Below are 20,776 nucleotides of genomic sequence, written 5' to 3' on the forward strand. Positions count from 1 at the left end.
TATAGCGGACAAATTCCAACTTTCTATCTACTTTTGAAAAAAGCAGTCACATTGGCGCCGGAAGGAGTGTTCTCAAGCCGCAGCCAGCCGCCATGATGCTCGCAAAGTATCTTGCTGGTGTAAAGGCCCAGGCCAAAGTGGTCCGCCTTTTCTCTGGTGAAATAGGGATCTGCCGCTTTTTCCAGACTGATTTTATCAAAGCCAGGTCCATCATCTGATACAGACAGCAGAAGGCCATCCTGCGTTTCTTCTAGGCAAAGCGTTACGGATGCAACGGCATACCGTATAGCGTTCGCAATTAGGTTGCTGTGTACCTGTGAAATCAGATCCCCGTCCAAAGTCAGCGTTGGCGAATTGACCTTGTTCTGCATGAAAAACTGTCTCCCCATTTGTCCACATAGAATCGATCCGCTTTCATGCAAAGAAGCAGCGAGAGTTTTCAGCGGTGTCTGCTGGCAAATGGGCTGTGTGTCCTCTAGCCGGCGCAGCTGGCTCATGGTATCCGCATAATGCTCCAGCCGAGAGATATGCCGTTGCATGGTGACAGCGGTGGCCCGAGTCTGTTCATCTCCGCCAGCCTGTAACATCTCGTTGTACCCCTTCAGAACAGTGAGCGGCGTCCGAAGATCATGGGCGAAAGCGGCGTTCAGTCGCTTTCGCTCCTCCATCTGCCTCCACATCTCTGAGAAATTTTGGGCCAGAGCCTCCCGCATAGTTTCAAAGGATGCGCAGAGCTGGCCCAATTCATCGTCTCTGTCGGAGGCTACGGTGAAATTCAAATCATTGTTGGAGATTTTTTCAGATGCGAGGCGCAACTCCGCAAGGGGCTTTTTCAGCTTATCCCGATAGAACAGCAGGGCTGCTGCTAAAATGCAAAGTGCGGAATAGACCGGTATTATGACGCCAGGGAAGGCCCGAAGAATATCGACCATTCGCTGATCCTTCGCGGAGAGCGGTACAAAATCTCTCCCGACATAACTTCCATCCCCCAGCCGCTCCCCCCGCTCGTTGGTCAAGTAGTATTTCTCCACAGTTTCAGGATATGCCTCATAAATCTCTTTGACTAAAAAATCGCAAAGATTTGAGGTGATCGCGCACAGGGCCAGCGCCAGCACAGCAGCAGCAGCAGTAACATAGCAGACGAGCGCCTTTCGCAAGGACATATTATACCAGCGACGTTTTACCGACTCCATTTATAGCCGCACCCCCAAACTGTTTCAATATAAGGCCGATCTGTGTGCGCGGCAATTTTTGTTCTAATCCTGCGGATATGCTCCGCTACGACGCTGCTGTCTCCCTCGCTGTCATACCCCCACAGTTTCTCGTAGATTCGCTCCTTGTCAAACACCTGACCGGGGTTTTGGGACAACAACTCCACAATGTCAAATTCCTTTTTCGTCAGGAGGATTTCTTCCTTCCCACAAAACAACTGGCGCTTGGCAAAATCTATCGCAAGATTTCCGACAAATCTTAGCCGGGTGTCTGCCTTGTGCCGTGCCTCCCGCCGTAGGTGGGCACACACCCTCGCCTCCAGTTCCATCAGCGAAAAGGGCTTTAGGATATAGTCATCTCCGCCAGCAAAGAAACCCTTCACCTTGTCCCGGTCCTCAATCCGGGCTGTCAGGAAGAGGATGGGGCAGGATACACGGTCCCTGATTAACTCGCAGACCTCCAGGCCGTCCATGTCCGGCATATTGATGTCAAGCAAAATAATGTCCGGGTTTTGCTCAACTCGCCTGAGCGATTCCATACCGCTATGGGCTGTCAGGGCCTGATAGCCATTTCCTGTGAAGAAACTGGCCAGCATGGAGACAATATCAGGTTCATCGTCCACAATCAATATTTTATAGTCCATTGCGGCACCCCCTTTAGATCAGTTTAGCATACAAGTTTCAACATTTTATCAACACACCGAAATATTTACTGCAACATAGCGGACAAATCAACTAAGCGGCACCAGTGCGTCCCCTGGTGCCGCTTATGAGGCTCAACTATTTCATCGTACCGGTTTGCCGGAGTTTCAGTCCAGGATATAGGACACATCAAAGTTAACGCTGACAGAAGAGGGATTCCCCACATAAATGGAATAGGTGCCAGTTTTGTTGATGCTGAAGGTTGCAGAACCGGAACCGCCAGTAACCGTGGTATAGTAAACCGTACCATTGGAGTCCTTCAAACCAATCTGCATATTGGACGAGGTGGGCGTGTAGTCTACGCTAATCGTAATCTTCTGGCCTTTACTCATAGACTGCGCATCATAGCTCCAGGATTTTCCAGCAGCCAACTCGCCGCTTGACTCCGGGTCAATGCCATCTCCATGGCTTTCAGTGCCGGGGACATAATCGGTCTGTTCAACGTCCCCGTCCGCCTGCAATGCGTTAGAGGTCGCCACATCACTAAAGTGGGAAAATTCAGGAGCGACCACAACAGCACCGGCCTGCTTCTCCAATACATTGACCATCTGCGCCTCGTTGCTTTCAATGGTGGAGAATAGGGCCGCAGTATCCACCTCGATCACGGCGGGCTCCGTCTGGGTGTCCCTGTTGGCGGCAAATGCGGAGGTACACAGCAGGGAGCAGACCAGCAGGGATACAAGGGCCAGGGGCATAAACTGTTTCTTCATTGCAAATAACCTTCTTTCAATTAGATTTATTTCAGCCGACTCGTCAGCCGTTTGAAACCGAATACGGTATTCTTCTATGATAGAAGTGGGAAAAGGAAGGCTATAGGTTACACTGTTTCATTCTTTTTTAGAAAGTTTTGTATGGCTCTCCTACCCCTGAAATGACAGGACACCGTCTACCAGCCGTGCGATCCGCTTGCTGTGCTGCGCCACGCTCAGGTCATGGGTGATCATGATAATGGTGTTTCCCATCTCATTGAGCCGCTGGAACAGGGCAAGGATCTCTTTGCCGGTCTGGGAGTCCAGTGCGCCCGTGGGTTCGTCCGCCAGAAGCAGGGTCGGTGCCGTCACCAGCGCCCGGGCAATCGCCACACGCTGCTGCTGGCCGCCGGAGAGCTCGTTTGGCTTATGGGAGATGCGCTCCCACAGGCCCACCATCCGTATGTACTCCTCTACCATTTTTGCCGCTTCCGTCCGGGTCTTCCCCCGGATCAGCAGCGGGAGCATCACATTCTGCAGCACGGTGTACTGGGGGATCAGATGGTACTTCTGGAAGATGAACCCGATCTTCTGGTTGCGCAGAGCTGTCAAGCCAGCGTCATTGCAGGTGTTCACATCCACACCGTCCAAAAGGTATTGCCCGGAGTCCGATGTGTCCATACACCCAATGATATTCATAAGCGTGGACTTTCCCGACCCGGACGCGCCCAGGATCGCCAGGTACTCGCCCTTGTTGACGGTCAGGCTGACCCGCTTCAGTACATAAAGCCGCTCGCCGCCGGCGGTATAGGACTTTTCAATCTCGCTCAGTGTTACAATGTTTTCCGCATCCATCCCGTCAGCCCAAAACCTCAATGGACTGGATGTTCATGTCCTCCCGGTTGTCCACAGTAACAGACACAACGCTCCCCTTCTTGACGGCCGACAGGACCGTCTCCTGACCGTCGCTGTAGAACTGGGTCCCTGCGGGGACTGTGAACGTCAGGGACTCCCCGGTATATTCCATGCTCTCCACGTTGATCGGCTCCTTCTGGGTCACAACGATGCCGCCCGGAAGCTCGACCGGCGCCGGGTCATCGTCACCGTCACCAGCATCATCGTCCGGCAGCTCCGCAAGGGCCAGCTCGATCTCATTGCCCACGATGCTGGTCACCTTTCCGTAGAGGGACTCGTAGTTCTCCTCCTCTCCGCCGGAGACATCGCCGTCCAGGACATCCGACTGATTGGGCTCCTGGGTCTGATCTCCACCGGCCTGGCTGCCGCAGGCGGCCAGCGTAAACAGCATCGCAAGGGTAAGCAGTAATGTCATCAGAGTTTTCATAGTGGTCCGTTCCTTTCAAAACAATTATTTTTATTTTAAGCCGCAGTTCGATGCCCTGGCGGACAATCTGGCTCCACAGCATAAAATCTTCTCACTCATATGTCAGCGCATCAATCGGTTTCAGTCCTGCGGCCTTATAGGCGGGATAGAAGCCGAACACCGCCGCAGTACCCACTGCGAAGAACAGTGCGATGACCCAGCCCTCCACGCTGGGTGATACCGCAATGCCGGTGCGCTGCATCAGCGGCATTGCCACAAAGCTCACCAGGACGCCGACAATCCCGCCAAAAAGGCCAATCTCAACGGACTCCAGCAAGAACAGCAGCAGGATATCCTTTTTCGATGTCCCCAGCGCTTTCAAAATGCCAATCTCTTTGGTCCGCTCTTTCACGGAAACAAACAGGACATTCATGATACCGATACCGCCCACCAGGAACACGATTGCGGCCACCGACACCAGCAGCATCTTCATCGTGCGGGCCGACTGCAGGGCCGCCTCGATACGTCCGCCGGCATCCTCAATGCCGTACATCGTGCTGTCCTCCAGCAGATAATCAAGTGAGCTTTTCAGCCTGGTCATGGCCTGGTCGATCACCTCGGTGCTGGTGGCCAGGCCGACCGCCTGAGGTATGGCGTAGTCATCCAGCATATCGCCGTTCTGCGCTGTCTGGAGGGGCAGGAAAACACTGTCGTCCGGAGACAGGCCCTGCAGGCCCTCGGACTTCTTTGCCAGGACCCCAATGATCTCATAGCGGGCGTTGTTGATGACCAGGGATTCCCCGACCGCGGCCTCCGGGCTGGCAAAGTTCTGCTGCGCCACATTATTGCCCAGTACCACCACACGGCTTCCATCCTCAAAGTCCGCATCCGCAAAATCGGTCCCCTCCGCTATGGGCAGCGAGGAGATCTCACTGTACCCCTGCGTCACAGCCGCAATGGTGAGGTCTTTCTTTTTCTGTCCGATTCGTGTCTCCTGGAACAGTGTGGTACGCAGATATATCCCCTCAAGGTAGGGGTTTTCCTCCAATATCACCGCCAAGTGTTCTGTGGAGATGCGCGGTATGCTGGCAAAGTCGAGCCTGTCACTGTATATGACATTAACATAGATCGTCTCAGCGGACATACTGGAATACTGCCGGGCCACCTCTTCCTCGCCGCCTTTGCCGATGGCGGTTACCAGGATGATGGTCAGGGTCCCGATAATAATGCCGAGAGAGGTCAGCAGGACCTTGGACTTGTTCTGGAGCAGATTCGTCCAGATCATGCGGAGCGTTTCTGTCAGCCGCATACACTCACCCCGCTACCACAACAATTTCGCCGGCGGACAGGCCGCTGGTCACCTCGCTGGTGCGCCCATCGGAAAAGCCCGTCTTAATCTCCCGCTCCTCATGGGAGCCGTCCGCCATCTGGACGATGACTGTCTGTTTCCCATCTGTCAGCGTAATGGCCTTATTGGCCAGGGTCAGAACATTCTCCACCCGTTTCTGGATGAACTTCACACTGCAAGTCATGCCCTGCAGTAGTTCTTCCTGCGGCTCGTCAAAGGCGATCTTCACCGTATATGTAACGCCCTCTGTCCCCTGGGTCGGTACAAGGTTTTTCTCAACCACCCGCCCGGAGATCGTGTTGTCCGGGTCCGCCACAAACTGCAGCTCCACCGCCTGGCCAAGCTCAACGCCGCCTATGTCCTCCTGCGGGATCTCCGCTGCCACGCATTTCTCACCGCTGTCCCCAATCGTCACCACGGACTTCCCGGCGGGGACGGTATCCCCCTCGGTATAGCTCACCAGTGTGACGACCCCATCCGCCTTTGCGGACAGTGCGGGAGTAGCGAGCAATGCCTGGGCTGCGGACAATTCTGCATTGATGCTTCTGATCTCCGCCTGTGCGTTCTCAATAGCATTGTTCAGTGTTTCAACGGTAAGCGCGTCGATCTGGGACTGCGTCGCCTGGTTGGCCTCCGTCTTTGATACCTGCGCACTATGGTTGGTCTCCAGTGTCTCCAGGGCAATACGCTGGGTCTCCAAATCAAAGTTGGCGGTATTTATATCCTCTATCGCTTTCTCAATCTGGCCACTCAGTGAGTCAATCTTCTCTTCCTTGGCAGAAAGCGCATTGATCTGTGCTTGTAGGTTGTCAATCTGACTCTGTTTTTTCTGGATATCCTCAGCAATCTGGGCCGAGTCCTCCATGGCGTCAATCTGGTCGTTGACATTGGATATGCTGCGTTCTGTGCTTCGCCTCTGTGAGCGGAGTGAGGCGAGTTGGTCGGACGGATCGGCTGTGGCATCAATCTCAGCCTTCAGGCGGGTTTCGTCGGCCAGGAGGTTCTCCAGCTGCGCCTTCAGGACCGAAAGCTGCCCGTTATCTGCCGCTGTCTCCGGGAAGAGCTCCGTCTCCGGCTGCTGCGTGGGCGGAGGGTCCTCTGGCAGGTCCGGGGTCTGCGTGGGTTCTGTGGTTGGGTCTGGCGTGGGCTCTGGCGCAGGAGACGTTGTGGGGACCTGCTGCTGGGCAGCCTCCAACTCGGCAATCTGCACACGGAGCGACGCGATCTGCTGCTGCACACCTGACAGGTCCTGCTCCAGCCGCTGTAAGTAGCTGATTGTATTCTCAGCGTCCCTGATCTGACGCTCAATGTCATCCAACTGATCATACAACTCCCTGCGCTGCTGGACCAGGGCGGCGATCTGCTGGTCGCCGGCGGCAGCGGTGTTGCTCGCCTGCAGCCGCTCCATGTCCTTTTTCAGACGCGACATTTGGGCCATCAAATTCTGTAAATCAGCGGAGGCGGCGGTGCCATCCTGTGACATACTCACCTGCCGCAGTTCTTCCTGTAAAGAGACGACCTTCTCCTGAAGCTGGGCGACTGTGTGCTCCCCATTCTGAATCGCATTCTCAATCTCCCGTTTGGAACCCTCATAGGCCGTTTCCTGATCCTGCTGGCCCTGGGTCTGACTGAGCACGCCCTCCAGCTGCATCTTCCGCTTATTGTTCTGGGCATCCTCCAACGCCCGCTGGGCTGCCTGCAGGGAGGCTGTCAATTCGTCTATCTTCTCCTGAAGCGCAGTTTTGGAATATGTGACCAGGGTATCCCCCGCCTTTACTTCCTGTCCGGCCTCAACCAGTATCTGGTCAATTTTCAAGTCCACATCGAAGCTATGATGGATGCCGGTGGCCTCCAGCAATCCGCTGCCGTCAAGTGATGCCGTAATCGTGCCGAGCTTAACGGGGTATTCCCGCCAGATCACATCGTCCTCCGGCTCTGCTTTGGGCTGTAAAAAAACCGCACCCATAGCTATGGCCGCCAACACGCACACAACTGCAATCAAAAATTTCTTGTGCTTCCGCAGGTCTGACAACTTCATTATAAAATGTCCTTTCTTCCAGGTTGAACGTGCTACCGCAAGGATACCAAACAGAATGTTAGATTTTCGTTAGAAGACAAAAAGAAGCAGGAGTCTCCAACCCCTGCCTCTTTTTTCGTTTATTGGCCACGGACTCAATCCGGGAAAAATATCATGAAACAGATACCGGCTCCTCCGCCGTTCTCGGCCGATATCGTTCCCCCTATCGACTCCACCATCGTCTTCACAATCGATAGTCCCAAGCCAGCACCACCAATCTCTCGGGAGCGTGATTTATCGACCCGGTAAAACGCATCGAATATATAAGGGATATGTTCTTGCGGAATGCCCGGCCCATCATCCAATACGCATACATAAATGCCGTCATCGCCCCGGGAGCCGGTGATGCAGATACTCCCCTCCTGTTTTCCGTATTTACAGGCATTTTCCATCAAGTTAAAGAAAACGCGATACAACAGCGCAGGATCTGCGGTGACGGACAGCTCGCCGCAAATCACAGAACAGCTCATATCCCGTTCGTCCAGCTGAGCAGACAACTCGCCTTGGATGGCCTCCATCAAAGGCTCCAGCATCACGTCCTCGTCCGTGTCGTGCCCTGGGTCGCTATTAGCTGCCAGTACCAGGAGGCTGTCTACAATCTTTGCGAGCCGGTCAATGCTGTCCAAGAGCTCCCGTCCGTTCTCCTGATAGTCCCCCAGCGTAGCCGCTCGGTCCGCGAGCAGCACCTGAACCCCAGTCTTCATGATGGTAAGCGGTGTCTTCAGTTCATGGGCCGCATTGGCTGTAAAGCTGCTCTGGCGCTGGAAGGCGTCCTCCAGCCGGGCCATCATACCGTTGAAACTGTGGGTTAGCCGCCCAACTTCATCATTTGCGCCCGTCTCCGCTATCTGCTCAGACAGTTTCTGTTCATCAATCCGTTCTATGGCCTCGATCAGCTTCGTCAAAGGGCGCAGCGCCCTGCCCATAATCAGATAGATAGCGATTCCGCCCAACAGATTGACAAAGATGCAGAGAATCACACTCGTAGCATTAAACTTGCGAAGCGTGATGACAGTATCGGCATTCTCCTGGCCCTGCGGTAAAGCATCCAAATCGTCACCGCCATACTGCGTCCCCCAGTAATCCTCTGACGATGAAATAATGCTCTCCACACTATAGACGGATACGACCGTCAATGCCACCGTACAAACAATCAGCGCAACCACTGATAAAAGCGCCACCCTCATTTGTAAACTCATATGTCTCATTGCGGCGCCTCCATGATATAGCCCTGCCCTCGGATGGTTTTGATATATTCGATCCGGCAGGCCATATGCAACTTCTTTTTCAACGAGTGGATATGGTAGCGTACAGTGTTGGAGAACGGATCAAACGTGTTGTTCCAGATGTGCTCTGTCAACTCCTCCGCACTGATTACCTGGTTCTGATGAAACATCAGGTACTCCAGAATACCGTACTCCTTGCGTGTCAAAACGACCTCTGTACCATGGAATGTGACCCGCTTGGCCTTGGTATCCAGACTCAGATCGCCCAGTGACACGGTTGAAGGCATCTGCAAAAACTCCCGGCGCAGCAGATTCCGGATACGCGCCTCCAGCTCCCCAAAATCAAAGGGCTTGATCAGGTAGTCGTTCGCTCCGTCATCCAGCCCCAGGATCCGGTCGCTCACTTTACTGCGGGCGGACAGGATAATGACTTTGATGCTGCCGTCAGTCTTCCGAATCTCCCGCAGGACATCCAGCCCATCCACTTTGGGAAGGTTCAGGTCCAGAATGATCAGGTCATAGCTGTTTACCCCATACTCATATAGGGCCGCCTCCCCGTCATAAACGGCATCCACCGCGTAGCCGCTGTTTTGCAGGCCCTTTGCAATATAGCCGGAAAGCCGCCGTTCATCTTCAACCAGCAAAATTCTCAAAGCTACACCCCCTTTTTCTTCTTATTGTACCAATCTGAGTGTTAGATTTTTGTTAGAAGCATCTTGCTTATGGAATTTTTGTTCCATCAAATTAAATAAGCCAAAATCTACAAAAAATGCTGTATTTAATTTGTTCGATGTGTTATACTGTATTTGTATCCAACGGAAGGGGTGATGGCATGAATTTGCGAAAAATCAGCTTTGGCAACTTTAAGTGTCTATATAATATAGCTTTTGAGCCTGGGAAAGTCAATGTGTTCATTGGTGCCAACGGTTCTGGGAAGTCTACAATTTTGGAGGCTATTGGACTGCTCAGCGCGGCCATGACAGATCGTGTTGACTCTGCAAGCCTACAAAGGAGAGGCGTTAGGCTAAGCATCCCCTCACTCTATAAGTCTAATTTTAAGGGGATTAGTCGTCAGAAACTAACAGTGGATCTCTCTTTGGAGTGGGATGATGATGACTCCTCTGATGTGTGCCAATATGACGTTCACCTCACAACCCCTACAGATAGCGACTATTGGAAATATCACGCAGAAGCATTTTTCCTCAATGGCATAAAAAAGTGGGGGCGCAGCCATGCCTCCCAGCAGCAAACCAACAATCATATTGGCTTCTTTTTAATTGACAACAACGAGGATTTGGCGGCAAGCCGAAAAATAGCACAGGACTTTTCCTCATATGGTATCTTTCAACCAAATACAATGACCCTGCGCGGAACAACTCCCGACCCAAACCAAACTACCCCTATCGGCCTGAATGGCGGTCGTTTGGCTGAAGCAATTGATGCTCTCATTCACGAAAAAGATGGCGATCTTTGTTTTGGTGATCTATACATGGATGATATCCTGGATATGATCGATTGGGCATCTGATATCACCGTAGGCGCACCTAAAAAGAGTACTATCAATTCCAACATCCCTTCTCCACGACAGGTTATTCAATTTGCAGACCGCTATATGAAAGCGTCTGCGCAGTTCACCGGCTACGATGCCAGTGAGGGTGCGCTGTATGTGCTGTTCATGCTGGCTCTGGCAATGCACCCGCAGGCCCCTTCTATTTTCTCCGTAGATAGTTTTGACCATGCCTTAAACCCCCGGCTTGCCAAGAAAATGATTCAGGTTTTCTGTGAGCAGGTCATTCAGCACAAGAAGCACGTTTTTCTGACAACTCATAACCCGCTGGTCCTGGACGGCCTGGACCTGTGCAATGACGACATCCGCTTGTTCGCTTTGGATCGGGACTCCAACGGTTATGCGCAAATCAAACGGATTCTTGTCTCCCAGGATCTGATCAACGAAGGCCAGCCCCTGTCCCGGCTGTGGATCAACGGCAGGCTGGGAGGTGTCCCTACGCTGTTATGAAAAATATCGGAATCGTATGCGAGGGTCCAACAGACTTTATTATTCTTCAAGCCGTGATTGATGCCATCACCGGGGAAAGCAACGGTTTTACCTCTTGCAGCCAGAGCCCGATGTAATTGGTCGGTATGAAAATGGTTGGAAAGGTGTTTGGAAATGGTGCATAGATCATGCCGACATCAAAAAACAGTTTATGAACAGTATCCAGCCTGCACTGGATCTCCTGATCATCCAGATGGATGGTGATGTCTCCAGGAAAGAAAAGCCAGCCCATTGCAGCTGTGACCCCACTGTATGTCCTGACAGAGAAAGTCTGAACCCTCTGTATTGTAACACGATAACCTGCCCGGTTACACTGCCCTGCAATAGACATAGCGCCCCTGTAACCGGCTACATAGATCATCTGAAAAGTTTGATTTCCTCTAAACTGATTGATATAGATGACACCTGTGTTGTGGTTCCCTGCGATAGTTTAGAAGCCTGGATTGTGGCAGCGTATGACGGCCCGAAGGATGTTGAGTCTTTTGAAGACCCTTGGAAACAAATTATTCTCAGAGGAGCTCCTTATCATGGTGTCCGGATTCCACGCCAAAAAAAGAGCGCCAAAGTTTTTAGAGAGTTTGCTCCAGTTGTCTGCCGGAACTGGCAGCAGGTAACGCGGCTCTGTCAGAGCGCAAGAGACTTTGAGCAAACTATCCGTTCCTTTACATAGCATAAAGCAACTATTTTAGAAGTCCCAATTCGACTTCGTGTTCCCGGTAGAATCTTCTAAATAAATATTTATATCAATGCAATAATTATACAACAGCTGCAAAAAGAGACTGCTCACCATAGGTGGACAGTCTCTTTTTGGCTTTCGTTATAATAAACAGTTTCACCATCTTGTTTTTGGTCATTGTTCTGAATTTCAAGAAATGAATTTTGAGAGTAGAAAAAGACAGCTACTCATGTTCGCTTATATTATCAATCATTCTGTTCGAGGGCTGAACAGTTAAAAGGCCTAATACATCATCGACCAAATGGAACATATAGCGTGTTGTACTGACTTCCTCTATGTGGTGTTGAACTTAAAAAACAGTTCAATACTTTTTTAGGAGGCATACATCATGCAGGCGAACATCATGCAGGCGAACATCATTCCTGAGAACATCGTCTTTAACAATTGCTATTCAGGTACAGAGTTTGAAAACAAAACGGTAGACTTTCTTCGACTGGCTGGACTCACAGCTAACAGAGTAGGTAAAGCTAATGATGGAGGTATTGACATTGAAGCGAGTGTGAATATTCAAGGGGTTAAATATTCATATTACATTCAATGCAAGTATTACAACAAGCCTTTGGGCAAGGGCCCAATTCAAGAGGTTTATTCTGGAGCGGCATTTTACAATAATATTGGAAAGCCCGTTGTCATTACCAATAACGAAGTGACATTCAATGCCAGAACTTATGCCAAAAAATTGGGTGTAGAGATCATTGCGGATTCTGAATGGGATGAAATTAAAGACACTTGTAATTCCAAGAAAGCAAAATATCAACATACTGGTTTATTGGGAATAATTATTTCGAGTGCAATTAAAAACGCAGAATACGCTAAACGATCTGTAGCAACTGAACAAGACCATATTGTACCAGAATTAAGTGATAAAGACGAGTACAGACTTCAACTCCAATCTGATTTTGATATGGCGGAGGAATACTTGAAGGAGGAGGAACGCTTACAACAAAAAGCTCTCAAATATCGGAGGATGGCACTCGAGCGGCAGAAAAAAGCGATTCTAGCAAGTCTTGACTATGGTTGAAGGGTAAGCACCGCAGAGGGTGCAAACAATTTAATAGCATTAGTAGGTTTTACAATGTCCGACTTCTTCAACGAAGCGTTGAAGGGTGGCCTTGATAGTTTGACAGCTGACCAACTGGATGAACTGATAATCATGGCACAAGCAAAAAGGTCGGAAAGTAAAGGGAAAAAGGAAATTAAAACGTCGGATAGTTGTCCATTCTGTGGGAGTATCAGGATTAAAAAGCATGGAAAGTCTAAAAAGGGTACTCCAAGAATAATTTGTAAGGATTGTGGTAAGACATTTTCGTCTGACATAGATATACTTGACCAAAACTCTCGTCTGTCAGATACACAACTTGCAGCTTTATATGTGGGGATTGTAGAGAATCAAACAATTGGGAATCTTGCTCAAAAGATGAATGTCAGTAGATCAACAGCGGCACAGCACAAATTAAAGGTCATGGACATTCTTTTTCAACGGATGATGGCGCAATATAGTGTATTAGATACAGAGGGGAAACATAATTTCAAATTTGAAGGTGAAGTGCAATGTGATGAATGTTTTTGTACTGTATCATTTAAAGGTAAACGCGACCCGGAGTTTTTCATATTCACATTGAAAAGATTTCCCAGGCATAACTGTTCCAACGCAGATCAAGAGGAATATTTGAAAAAGCATGGTCTATGGACGAGGGTAATATCAATACCAGGTTATTTAAAGGAACTGCGGGAGAACACCAAGAGATACAAAAGAGGAATCAGCAATGAACAGGCCTGTATTGTTGTTGCGGCGGATGATGAAAAGAACTTAATAGCAAAACCTGTTTCTGTTGGCAGATTAGAAACAGAAGATGTTAAAAAATTGTTATCAGGGCATTTTGATAGTGATAGCACTCTAATTACTGACAGTCATTCAGCCTATCCGATTTTGGCAAAGAGCGAAAATATTCGTCATGTTCAAATCAAAGCAGATAAGCACACTGAAGGCAGATATAATCTTGCAAATGTCAATGGAATTCATTCACAGATAGAAAAATTCATGCCAGAATCAGCAGAACGTATCCCAGCAACAAAGTATTTGAATCAATACATGGCTTTGTTTACATGGCAATGGATACATAAAGGTTTATCACTGGATGAAAGGGTTATTCTACTCAAACGTACTCTTGCAGACAGTTGGGATGATTACAAAGAATCCTATGACAGCATAAAATCTCGTCCGCTTGACATTAACACCAAAGGTCAATTCCCTAATGTGGTGTGATAATAATGATTTTGAAATGGGCCAGACACTGTTCTGGCCCATTTTTAATGATATCATGTAGGCAGTATGATATAATAAGAAAAAAATTTTTCAAAATAGGTGTCAGATTTTTGCCTAGAAGTTGTGTATATAGGTGGAAGGAGGATTTGTATGGATGATAATGGCATAATCCAGCTCTATTGGGATAGGAATGACCAAGCCATAAAAGTAACATCCGATAAATATGGTCATTACTGCAAAGCTATTGCAAGGAATATTTTAAACAATGAAGAAGATGCAGAGGAATGTGTCAATGATACCTATCTAAACGCCTGGAACTCCATGCCAACCCATTGGCCTGAACAGTTGGCAACATTCCTCGGTAAAATCACACGGAACCTAGCTTTTAACAGGTACAAGCACAATCATACCGAAAAACGCGGTGGGGAAAAAATAACACTTGTTTTAGACGAATTGACCGACTGCATATCGGACGTTGATGATGTGGAGCAAATCATTGACCGTCAGGAACTAATAAAGGCTATCAATTCATTCGTCAGAAGTCTTTCGGTAAGCAAGCGAAATATATTTGTACGGCGCTATTGGTATGCGGACTCAGTCACAGAAATTGCACATGACAATGGAATGTTGCAGGGAACCGTATCAAAGACACTGGAACGGACAAGAAAAGAGTTAAAAGCATATTTGACAGAAAGGGGCTTTGAGATATGAGAAAAGAAGATTTCTTTGAAGTCCTTGGTGAACTTGATGACGACATTGTGAAAGGGGCTAAAATAACTATGAAGAAAAAAATGAATTGGAAGGCTTGGGGTGCAATGGCAGCTTGCCTGTGCCTTATTGTTGCAGGCACTACTGCTCTTTTACAGCAGGATTCTTCAACAATACTCGGTGGAATTTCGATTCCCGGTACTGGCGGCACTGCTGGAATTGATGCCGGAAACAGCGATGGGATGACATCAACATACAGCGTTGCCGTATATCCTAGCACCGAGAGCGAAGAAAATGTAGAATCGGCAGAAGTGGCAAGCCTGACAGAAGAAGAAACCTTGGCACATCCATTAGCAGAACACCTTCCCAATCAGTTGCCAGACGGTTTTCACTATGGGCGCGGAAGCGTTTATAACACAACGATGAAAGATGGAACCCAGTATAATATGTTGAGAATTGAATACATTACCGGCGAGATACCAGAACCAGAATTTGCAGAGGACGGCGGAGAGGTTGTACCCAATCCGGAACTACTCGGAGACTCTTTTACTGTATGTGTTATGAACTATGAACCGGAAACTGATATAAGCATTTATTCCAGTCAGGAGGATATAACAATATCGCTTCTTGAAAAAGATGAGGCGGCTTATATTCATTCTGGAGATTACTATATTGGCGTTTTTACTGATACAGCGGAACTGGAAAATGTGTTAGACGCTTTGAGAAATATTAAGTAGATTCATGCCCTTGTTTTGAAAAAAAGCTGCTCCGATTTTGGGGCAGCTTTCTTCTTGAAATTTGCACACGCATCATGGACAAGATAAATTCAGATAATTTTGTAGAAATGAATGCTTATACACTAGAACATCGGATTTTAGTCACCGGGAACACAAAAGCGAATTGGGAGTTTTAGAAATGCTGCTTTCCTGTTGCCATAGCGCAGTTCTAACATACTATTTAGGAATGAACGGAATATTTTAACGGCGGTTCAAACTGAACCGCCGTTTCCTCTTGCAAAATAGGGGGTATCAAAGCCACCCATTTTAAGGACAGGGCGGTTCAGGAAGCCACCATCATGTCCTTTCCAATTTTTATGATATAACTGCCCGATAAACTGCAGTTTATCATACAAATATACACCAATATACTCCAAATTTATCTATCAAAGAGAACATACAAGGACTATAATCACATGGACCCATCGGAATGCAGATAGTTGCCTCTTCCCGCAAAACTTCATATGCCTTTTTTACATACTCTTCCCCGCCTTCGCCGAAATGAAAGCAAAATTGCATGGTATTTCCTACAACAAGGCCATCTGTCAATTCCGACACAGCCAATATCTGCCCATGAGCATTTAGTTCAGAGTGCATGTATCCACCATTCCCATCAGGGTACAAACCAAGAATTTCAGCTTCAAACGCTCTCTGATAGGTATGAACAGCCTCAGCGCTGCCTTTAACATATACTTGCATCATTGACCTTAACATATAAATATCCCCCTCAAATCCCGGCTATTGTTCTATGACAATCATCAGAAGCAGCGACATACTGTAGATGAACCGTTAATAATTTTGTATGTTGCTATTATATTATCATAGACACCCAGTAAATTCAATACAAGTCGGTGAAATCGCTTAAACGGTATCCCAACAACCATGGTCTTTAATAAAGACATACTCTATCAAATCTTGCAGAGTAAAAAGCTGCATTTGAGTTACCCCTTGGGATTACCAGTGTGCAAAATCTTTCGAGCATATCATGCGTTCTCTTGTATGAAAATTCCCTTCGTACATACCGAAGCAGGACACGGCAGCCGCTATCGTGGCTGTCGTGTCCTGCCTGTTATGTTTGTTGAATTTCCCGAATCAGGATGAATGGGGTAAGCTGCCGGTTCTGACCAGCCGGATTATCTACAATTAGCGCAAGGAGTTGATCCTGCTTCCAGTCTCTCAGCTGATTCCCTTTACCCAGCAGGTCTACATCCAGGTCGTTGGCATCCACAATCATCATAACAACTCCGGTCCGTTTATAAACCTCATTGCAGACCATGTCTGGATTCCTGGGAACGCGGATGCCGATGTGCTTATATTCTGGGATGTCTTCTCCGTAGAAGCCGTCCAATCCCCGGACCTCCTCTCCGAGGAGCCGGTAGAAAGTGCCGTGGATGCCCCGCAGCTTGTCCAGACCGGCTCGGACCGCTGCCCAGAGCACCCGGCCCAAACCGCAGGTGTTGATGGCAAACTGCATCTTCACCGGCAGGCCCATGCCCGGTCCCGCCGCAGTCTGCCGGACAAAGCGGGAGAGCAGCTTGGCCCAGAAGCCGGGGCGCACCTGGTCCTCTGTCACCACCCGTCCCTGACACAGGGCGATCACCTTCTCGCTGGAGGAAAGGATATCCCCTGGCTGATAGACGGGCTTAACATATCGTTCAACAAGGTCGATATAGCTTTCCCCCGCTTGGACGAAATGTGTGGTAATGGCATGGCGGGCATAGATTTTCCCGTTTGCCTGGATCAATACGTCCTTTCCCTCATTTGCGTAAAATTCCATCAGGACACTCCCTCCAAATACTCCTCCAGGCAGACGCCCAGGGAATGGATCTGCTCCGCGTCCTCGTGCCCCACATAGCGGTAATGCCAGGGCTCATAGATGATACCGGTGATCTCGCTTTTGTCATTGGGATAGCGGAGGATGAAACCATACTCCCAGCTGTGCTCCATCAGCCACTTCTGCACAGCGGTGCTCTCCTGGGTTTCATCCAGATGCTGATTATTGATGTCCACAATATCCACTGCCAGTCCCAACTGATGCTCGCTAGTACCTGGGACTGCCACAGATTTCCCTGCCTCCACTGGGGCGTCAGCCTCAGAGTATCCTTGTGCTATCAGGCGGTCAACCTTATTCTGGAACAACTTCTCCTGGTACTCCTGTGTACGGTAGGCGGAGCAGATGACTGGGGACAGACCATCCGCCCGGCAAGCGTCCATCATGGCCTGTAAATCCGGATAGCACCGGCTATCCACTGAGAGCCCGTTCTTCAGTTCTGTCAGGGAGAGAGAATAGTCTGTCGGCAACGGGTTCCAGGGGTTTACCAGAAGCAGATTCCAGCTATCTTTGTCTGGTGTGGTAGTTTTGGGGCTGCCGCTGGCCTCTGGCGATGTGGAACTGGGATCCTGCTGGGTGCCGACTGAAGGCTCAGGCTGCAGCGGGAAAAAATTTGGGTCAGTTTGGGTAGAAGCACCTTGCTCGATAACCTTGAGCGTGTCTGTGGCAGAATCCGGATTGGTCTGGGTGGAGCTATTGGGCTGATAAGCGGTTTTCGCCAGTGATGTGGAATCACCCTGCGCTGAGGCGTCCGGTTTGAATCCCATGATGCAAACCGCAAGCAGAAAGCAAAGAGCCGAAACAGGGAGAAACCAATTCCCCAATCCTCTGCTCCGTCTGCGTCTACGCCTGCGCACACGTTTGCCGCGAGACCGCATCATCACTTCTCCTTGGTTCATGATAAGCACCTTCTTTATTTGAGATGCCTTTATCATAGCGGGAGGATAGAAAGAACCATTAACATTCCGGCAACGAAACTGCATCATTTTACTTAAAGATCGCTAAGCCGCCAAACAGTTTCAGTTCCAGCTCACAGACATCCAAGCCGTCCTGCAAATCAGCCCCAAAAACGAACTGGTATAGAATGCCGCCGGAATCAATGCCTTGAGACTCCTCTTTCACACTGACAATTTCAATTCCATAGTAGCCCTGAAAGAATATGTTCCAGTTTGCAGCCAGGGCGTGGGCGGCATCCGTATCTCGGGGCGTAGGGCTGCTCACCAGAAACTGTACGGCCTTACCCGTCGTGTCATCAATCCACATCTGGTATGGCACATTCTCGCTGTACGAATAACAGTTCCAAACCAGTGCGGAGCTGCCGTCGCCGCCAATTAAGAGAATCGGTTCAGCTCGTCCCTCTGCGTCTCGTATCAGTGCCAAATCGCCCACAGACAATAGGTCCATGGCCTCCATTTCAGTTAGCACCGCCTTAGCGGCTTCGATTGCATCCTGTTCGGTGAGCTTTGTTTCCTCCTCCCACAGGATGCTGTTACACTCTCCTGCAATCAGGCGGAGAACCGGACTTACCCCAACATCCTGCTGGAGCGTCAGATTAACCGTATTAAGCAGGAACTCTTCCCGCAGGCTGCTGATCCGGCTGTCCTGCATTTGCGAAACTGCAAGGGGCATCGCCGCGCCCACAGTAATAAGCACGAGCGTAAACAGCGGGAGGATATATCGTTTGATTGTTCTCATGGCCGGCCCCCTCTTAGATCCACCGTTACGCAGGCGCCACCCTCTGGCCGGTTTTCAAATCGAATCCTGCCGTTGTGGAGAGCGGCAATCTCCCGGCACAGGGACAGTCCCAGACCGAAACCACCCTGTGCCCGGGACCGGGCCTTATCCACCCGGTAGAAGGCTTCTGTCAGATGCTCCAGCGCCTGGGGTGGGATCCCCCGGCCACTGTCCAGGACATGGATGAGGCAGCCGTCCGCCAGCATCTCCTGCCGAAACTGTATTTCCCCGCCCTGCTCTATGGCCTTCTGTGCGTTGTCTGCCAGGTTCAAGAGCAGGGACCAGACCAAGTCTGCATCCATCAGGCAGGCCCCCGCCTTGCATACGCAGGACAGACGAATCCCTTTGGCGGCGTACAGCGGCCGCAGTCTCTCTACCAGCGCCTCAATCAGTTCCGCCGGAGAGACTTTGGCGAAGGGCAGGTCATGCCGTTTCAGGACCAGGAGCTCCAACAGCTTGTGTGACAGGCTCTCCAGCCGTTTTCCCTCCGAATACAGGTAGTCCGCGGCCTCCAACTGCTCTTCCGGGGTCAACGTCCCGCTACGCAGCAGCTCCGCGTAGCCAATCAAGGAGGTCATAGGCGTTTTCATCTCATGGGCGAAGCTGCCGGTGAACTGCTCCTGCCGCTCCATCGCCTGGTGCAGCTCCTCCACAGCCCGGTTCAGCTCGGAGACGGTCTGCTCCATCTTTTCCGCCATGGTGTTGAAGTCCGTGGATACGGCTCCGATTTCGTCATTGGAGCGGACCCGCACCCGGCTGGCAAAATTGCCAGCGGCAATGGCTCGGGAGGCCCGGGAGAGCCCGCCCAGCGGGGCGGTCAGCAGCCGCGACACCGTGTAGGACAGCGCCGCGCATAGAACACACATCAGGAAAAATACCTGGAGATAGGTGTGCTGCTGGGCCTGCCGGGCTGTGTATAGAGCGGAAACATCATGGCTGGTAGTGAGATAGAGAACATCTCCATTGGTCTCGACTGCCCCGGAAAAGACCAGAAAGTGCGCCCCGGCCCCGTTGTCTAGGATGCGGAACAGGCAGATGCCAGGCGTAGGATCCTCAATGGACCAGGCAGTCTGAATCAATGAGGACTGCGTCCCTCTGTTCTCATACAGCACTTCATCCCCGGTAGACAGCCGCAGGGCCGACCAGGAGGCGCTGTTCTGCTGGTATAACTGCTCCATCGTCTTGACGATAGCGTCCCTGTCCAGGTAGGTATCCATGCTGTTGACGATCTGCAGGATGCCCCAGGCCATGCGGTAGTCCCCCAGCGCCGCCGTCTTTTCCCGCTCCAGAGAGTCCTCAAAGGATTCGGAGATCAGCAGACTGCCTCCGGCTCCAAACAAGGCGGCCAGCACCGCCAGCATACACAGGGTCATCTTCAAATGGAACTTCACGGCTCCACCTCCAGCCGGTAGCCGATCTTGTTCACCGCGCGAAGGCAGGTTTCCCATCCGGTCTTTTTGCGCAGCCGCTGGATATGGATGTCTACCGCCTTGCTGCCAAAGGGGTACGGTTCACCCCATACCCGCTCATAGATGGTTTCCCGATATAGGGCGCGGCGGGGGTTTCGGGCGAAGAGGAGCAGCAGCTCATACTCCGTCTTGGTCAGGCTGATCTCTGCCTCGTCCCGCCATACCTGCATGGATCTGGTGTCGATTTTCAGCCCGCCAATCTCCAGTACCATGTCCGTTTTTTGATACCGGCGCAGGACCACATCAATGCGGGCCAGCAGTTCGATGACCTCAAAGGGCTTGACGATATAGTCCTCCGCCCCCAGCTTCAGGCCCTTTACCCGGTCTTTGACCGCCGATTTCGCCGTCAGGAAGATGACCGGAACCTTCATTGGACGGATGTACTCCATCAGCTCAAAGCCGTCAATCTCCGGGAGCATCACATCCAGCAAAATCAGGTCATAGTGATGATCTACCAGCAGGTCCGCCGCAGCTGCGCCGTCAAAAGCGCAGGTACAGTGGTAGCCTTCCTTAGTCAGGCTGAGACGGATCAGGTTGGAGATGGGCTTTTCGTCCTCTACAATTAAAACTTGAAGCAAGATAAATCCTCCTTGGTCAAATATGTGGAACGCTCATAAAAAACATAA

The 20,776-nt window shown here is 50.4% G+C and carries 22 protein-coding genes; 5 read left to right on the plus strand and 17 right to left on the minus strand.

The window, feature by feature from the left end; all coding sequences use genetic code 11:
* Positions 1 to 23 precede the first annotated feature (23 nt).
* The 9 genes from C816_RS19480 to C816_RS19520 all read right to left on the minus strand — a co-directional run bounded on the left by C816_RS19480 (position 24) and on the right by C816_RS19520 (position 9,227).
* On the minus strand, positions 24 to 1,193 hold the full coding sequence (locus C816_RS19480) for a sensor histidine kinase (protein WP_040656239.1): 1,170 nt from the start codon (positions 1,191 to 1,193) through the stop codon (positions 24 to 26).
* Positions 1,181 to 1,855 carry a response regulator transcription factor gene (locus C816_RS19485; RefSeq protein WP_016324130.1) on the minus strand — a complete coding sequence of 225 codons (675 nt, stop codon included), beginning with the start codon at positions 1,853 to 1,855 and terminating at the stop codon, positions 1,181 to 1,183. Before C816_RS19485 ends, C816_RS19480 begins: the two co-directional genes overlap by 13 nt.
* Before the next feature lie 165 nt (positions 1,856 to 2,020).
* Positions 2,021 to 2,623 carry a hypothetical protein gene (locus tag C816_RS19490; RefSeq protein ID WP_016324131.1) on the minus strand — a complete coding sequence of 201 codons (603 nt, stop codon included), beginning with the start codon at positions 2,621 to 2,623 and terminating at the stop codon, positions 2,021 to 2,023.
* A gap of 150 nt (positions 2,624 to 2,773) precedes the next feature.
* Positions 2,774 to 3,457 carry an ABC transporter ATP-binding protein gene (locus tag C816_RS19495; RefSeq protein ID WP_016324132.1) on the minus strand — a complete coding sequence of 228 codons (684 nt, stop codon included), beginning with the start codon at positions 3,455 to 3,457 and terminating at the stop codon, positions 2,774 to 2,776.
* A 4-nt stretch (positions 3,458 to 3,461) separates the two neighbouring features.
* Complete coding sequence (locus tag C816_RS19500) at positions 3,462 to 3,944, minus strand: hypothetical protein (protein WP_016324133.1); 483 nt, start codon at positions 3,942 to 3,944, stop codon at positions 3,462 to 3,464.
* 91 nt (positions 3,945 to 4,035) lie between these two features.
* The gene (locus C816_RS19505; protein ID WP_016324134.1) at positions 4,036 to 5,232 is read right to left on the minus strand and encodes an ABC transporter permease; all 1,197 of its coding nucleotides are present in this window, start codon (positions 5,230 to 5,232) and stop codon (positions 4,036 to 4,038) included.
* 4 nt (positions 5,233 to 5,236) lie between these two features.
* The gene (locus C816_RS22120) at positions 5,237 to 7,309 is read right to left on the minus strand and encodes an efflux RND transporter periplasmic adaptor subunit (RefSeq protein WP_016324135.1); all 2,073 of its coding nucleotides are present in this window, start codon (positions 7,307 to 7,309) and stop codon (positions 5,237 to 5,239) included.
* A 134-nt stretch (positions 7,310 to 7,443) separates the two neighbouring features.
* Entirely contained in the window at positions 7,444 to 8,556 is a 1,113-nt protein-coding gene (locus C816_RS19515; RefSeq protein WP_016324136.1) for a sensor histidine kinase, read from the minus strand.
* Positions 8,553 to 9,227, minus strand: coding sequence for a response regulator transcription factor (locus tag C816_RS19520; protein WP_016324137.1), 675 nt, complete (start codon positions 9,225 to 9,227; stop codon positions 8,553 to 8,555). Before C816_RS19520 ends, C816_RS19515 begins: the two co-directional genes overlap by 4 nt.
* A gap of 179 nt (positions 9,228 to 9,406) precedes the next feature.
* Between C816_RS19520 and C816_RS19525 the strand changes: the two genes are divergently transcribed.
* Complete coding sequence (locus C816_RS19525; RefSeq protein ID WP_016324138.1) at positions 9,407 to 10,591, plus strand: AAA family ATPase; 1,185 nt, start codon at positions 9,407 to 9,409, stop codon at positions 10,589 to 10,591.
* A gap of 46 nt (positions 10,592 to 10,637) precedes the next feature.
* On the opposite strand, the gene C816_RS24025 is transcribed toward C816_RS19525, so the two are convergent.
* On the minus strand, positions 10,638 to 10,991 hold the full coding sequence (locus C816_RS24025; RefSeq protein WP_040656241.1) for a hypothetical protein: 354 nt from the start codon (positions 10,989 to 10,991) through the stop codon (positions 10,638 to 10,640).
* 703 nt (positions 10,992 to 11,694) lie between these two features.
* Between C816_RS24025 and C816_RS22125 the strand changes: the two genes are divergently transcribed.
* The 4 genes from C816_RS22125 (at position 11,695) to C816_RS19550 (ending at position 15,077) form a co-directional block, all read left to right on the plus strand.
* Complete coding sequence (locus C816_RS22125) at positions 11,695 to 12,387, plus strand: restriction endonuclease (protein ID WP_016324140.1); 693 nt, start codon at positions 11,695 to 11,697, stop codon at positions 12,385 to 12,387.
* Positions 12,388 to 12,441: 54 nt separating this feature from the next.
* A complete protein-coding gene (locus tag C816_RS19540; RefSeq protein WP_016324141.1) occupies positions 12,442 to 13,632 on the plus strand; it encodes an IS1595 family transposase in 1,191 nt (396 codons plus the stop codon).
* A 150-nt stretch (positions 13,633 to 13,782) separates the two neighbouring features.
* The gene (locus C816_RS19545; RefSeq protein ID WP_016324142.1) at positions 13,783 to 14,343 is read left to right on the plus strand and encodes an RNA polymerase sigma factor; all 561 of its coding nucleotides are present in this window, start codon (positions 13,783 to 13,785) and stop codon (positions 14,341 to 14,343) included.
* A complete protein-coding gene (locus C816_RS19550; RefSeq protein ID WP_016324143.1) occupies positions 14,340 to 15,077 on the plus strand; it encodes a hypothetical protein in 738 nt (245 codons plus the stop codon). Before C816_RS19545 ends, C816_RS19550 begins: the two co-directional genes overlap by 4 nt.
* A gap of 251 nt (positions 15,078 to 15,328) precedes the next feature.
* Here the strand turns inward: C816_RS19550 and C816_RS25225 are convergent, their stop codons facing one another.
* From C816_RS25225 to C816_RS19580, 7 genes are all read right to left on the minus strand, one after another.
* Positions 15,329 to 15,472: a hypothetical protein gene (locus C816_RS25225; protein WP_242832285.1), complete on the minus strand. Its 144-nt coding sequence runs from the start codon at positions 15,470 to 15,472 to the stop codon at positions 15,329 to 15,331.
* Positions 15,465 to 15,818, minus strand: a complete 354-nt coding sequence (locus tag C816_RS19555) for a VOC family protein (protein ID WP_371254431.1) — start codon at positions 15,816 to 15,818, stop codon at positions 15,465 to 15,467. The genes C816_RS25225 and C816_RS19555 overlap by 8 nt, the downstream gene beginning before the upstream one ends.
* Before the next feature lie 367 nt (positions 15,819 to 16,185).
* Positions 16,186 to 16,893 (minus strand): hypothetical protein, encoded by a 708-nt coding sequence (locus C816_RS19560; protein WP_016324144.1) that lies wholly within the window; start codon positions 16,891 to 16,893, stop codon positions 16,186 to 16,188.
* The gene (locus C816_RS25230) at positions 16,893 to 17,417 is read right to left on the minus strand and encodes a M15 family metallopeptidase (RefSeq protein WP_242832286.1); all 525 of its coding nucleotides are present in this window, start codon (positions 17,415 to 17,417) and stop codon (positions 16,893 to 16,895) included. The genes C816_RS19560 and C816_RS25230 overlap by 1 nt, the downstream gene beginning before the upstream one ends.
* A 517-nt stretch (positions 17,418 to 17,934) precedes the next feature.
* Positions 17,935 to 18,642 (minus strand): hypothetical protein, encoded by a 708-nt coding sequence (locus C816_RS19570; RefSeq protein ID WP_016324146.1) that lies wholly within the window; start codon positions 18,640 to 18,642, stop codon positions 17,935 to 17,937.
* The gene (locus tag C816_RS19575; RefSeq protein WP_016324147.1) at positions 18,639 to 20,072 is read right to left on the minus strand and encodes a sensor histidine kinase; all 1,434 of its coding nucleotides are present in this window, start codon (positions 20,070 to 20,072) and stop codon (positions 18,639 to 18,641) included. Before C816_RS19575 ends, C816_RS19570 begins: the two co-directional genes overlap by 4 nt.
* On the minus strand, positions 20,069 to 20,728 hold the full coding sequence (locus C816_RS19580) for a response regulator transcription factor (protein WP_016324148.1): 660 nt from the start codon (positions 20,726 to 20,728) through the stop codon (positions 20,069 to 20,071). Before C816_RS19580 ends, C816_RS19575 begins: the two co-directional genes overlap by 4 nt.
* Between the last annotated feature and the right edge of the window lie 48 nt (positions 20,729 to 20,776).

The organism is Oscillibacter sp. 1-3, from assembly GCF_000403435.2.
Lineage (GTDB): Bacteria > Bacillota > Clostridia > Oscillospirales > Oscillospiraceae > Oscillibacter.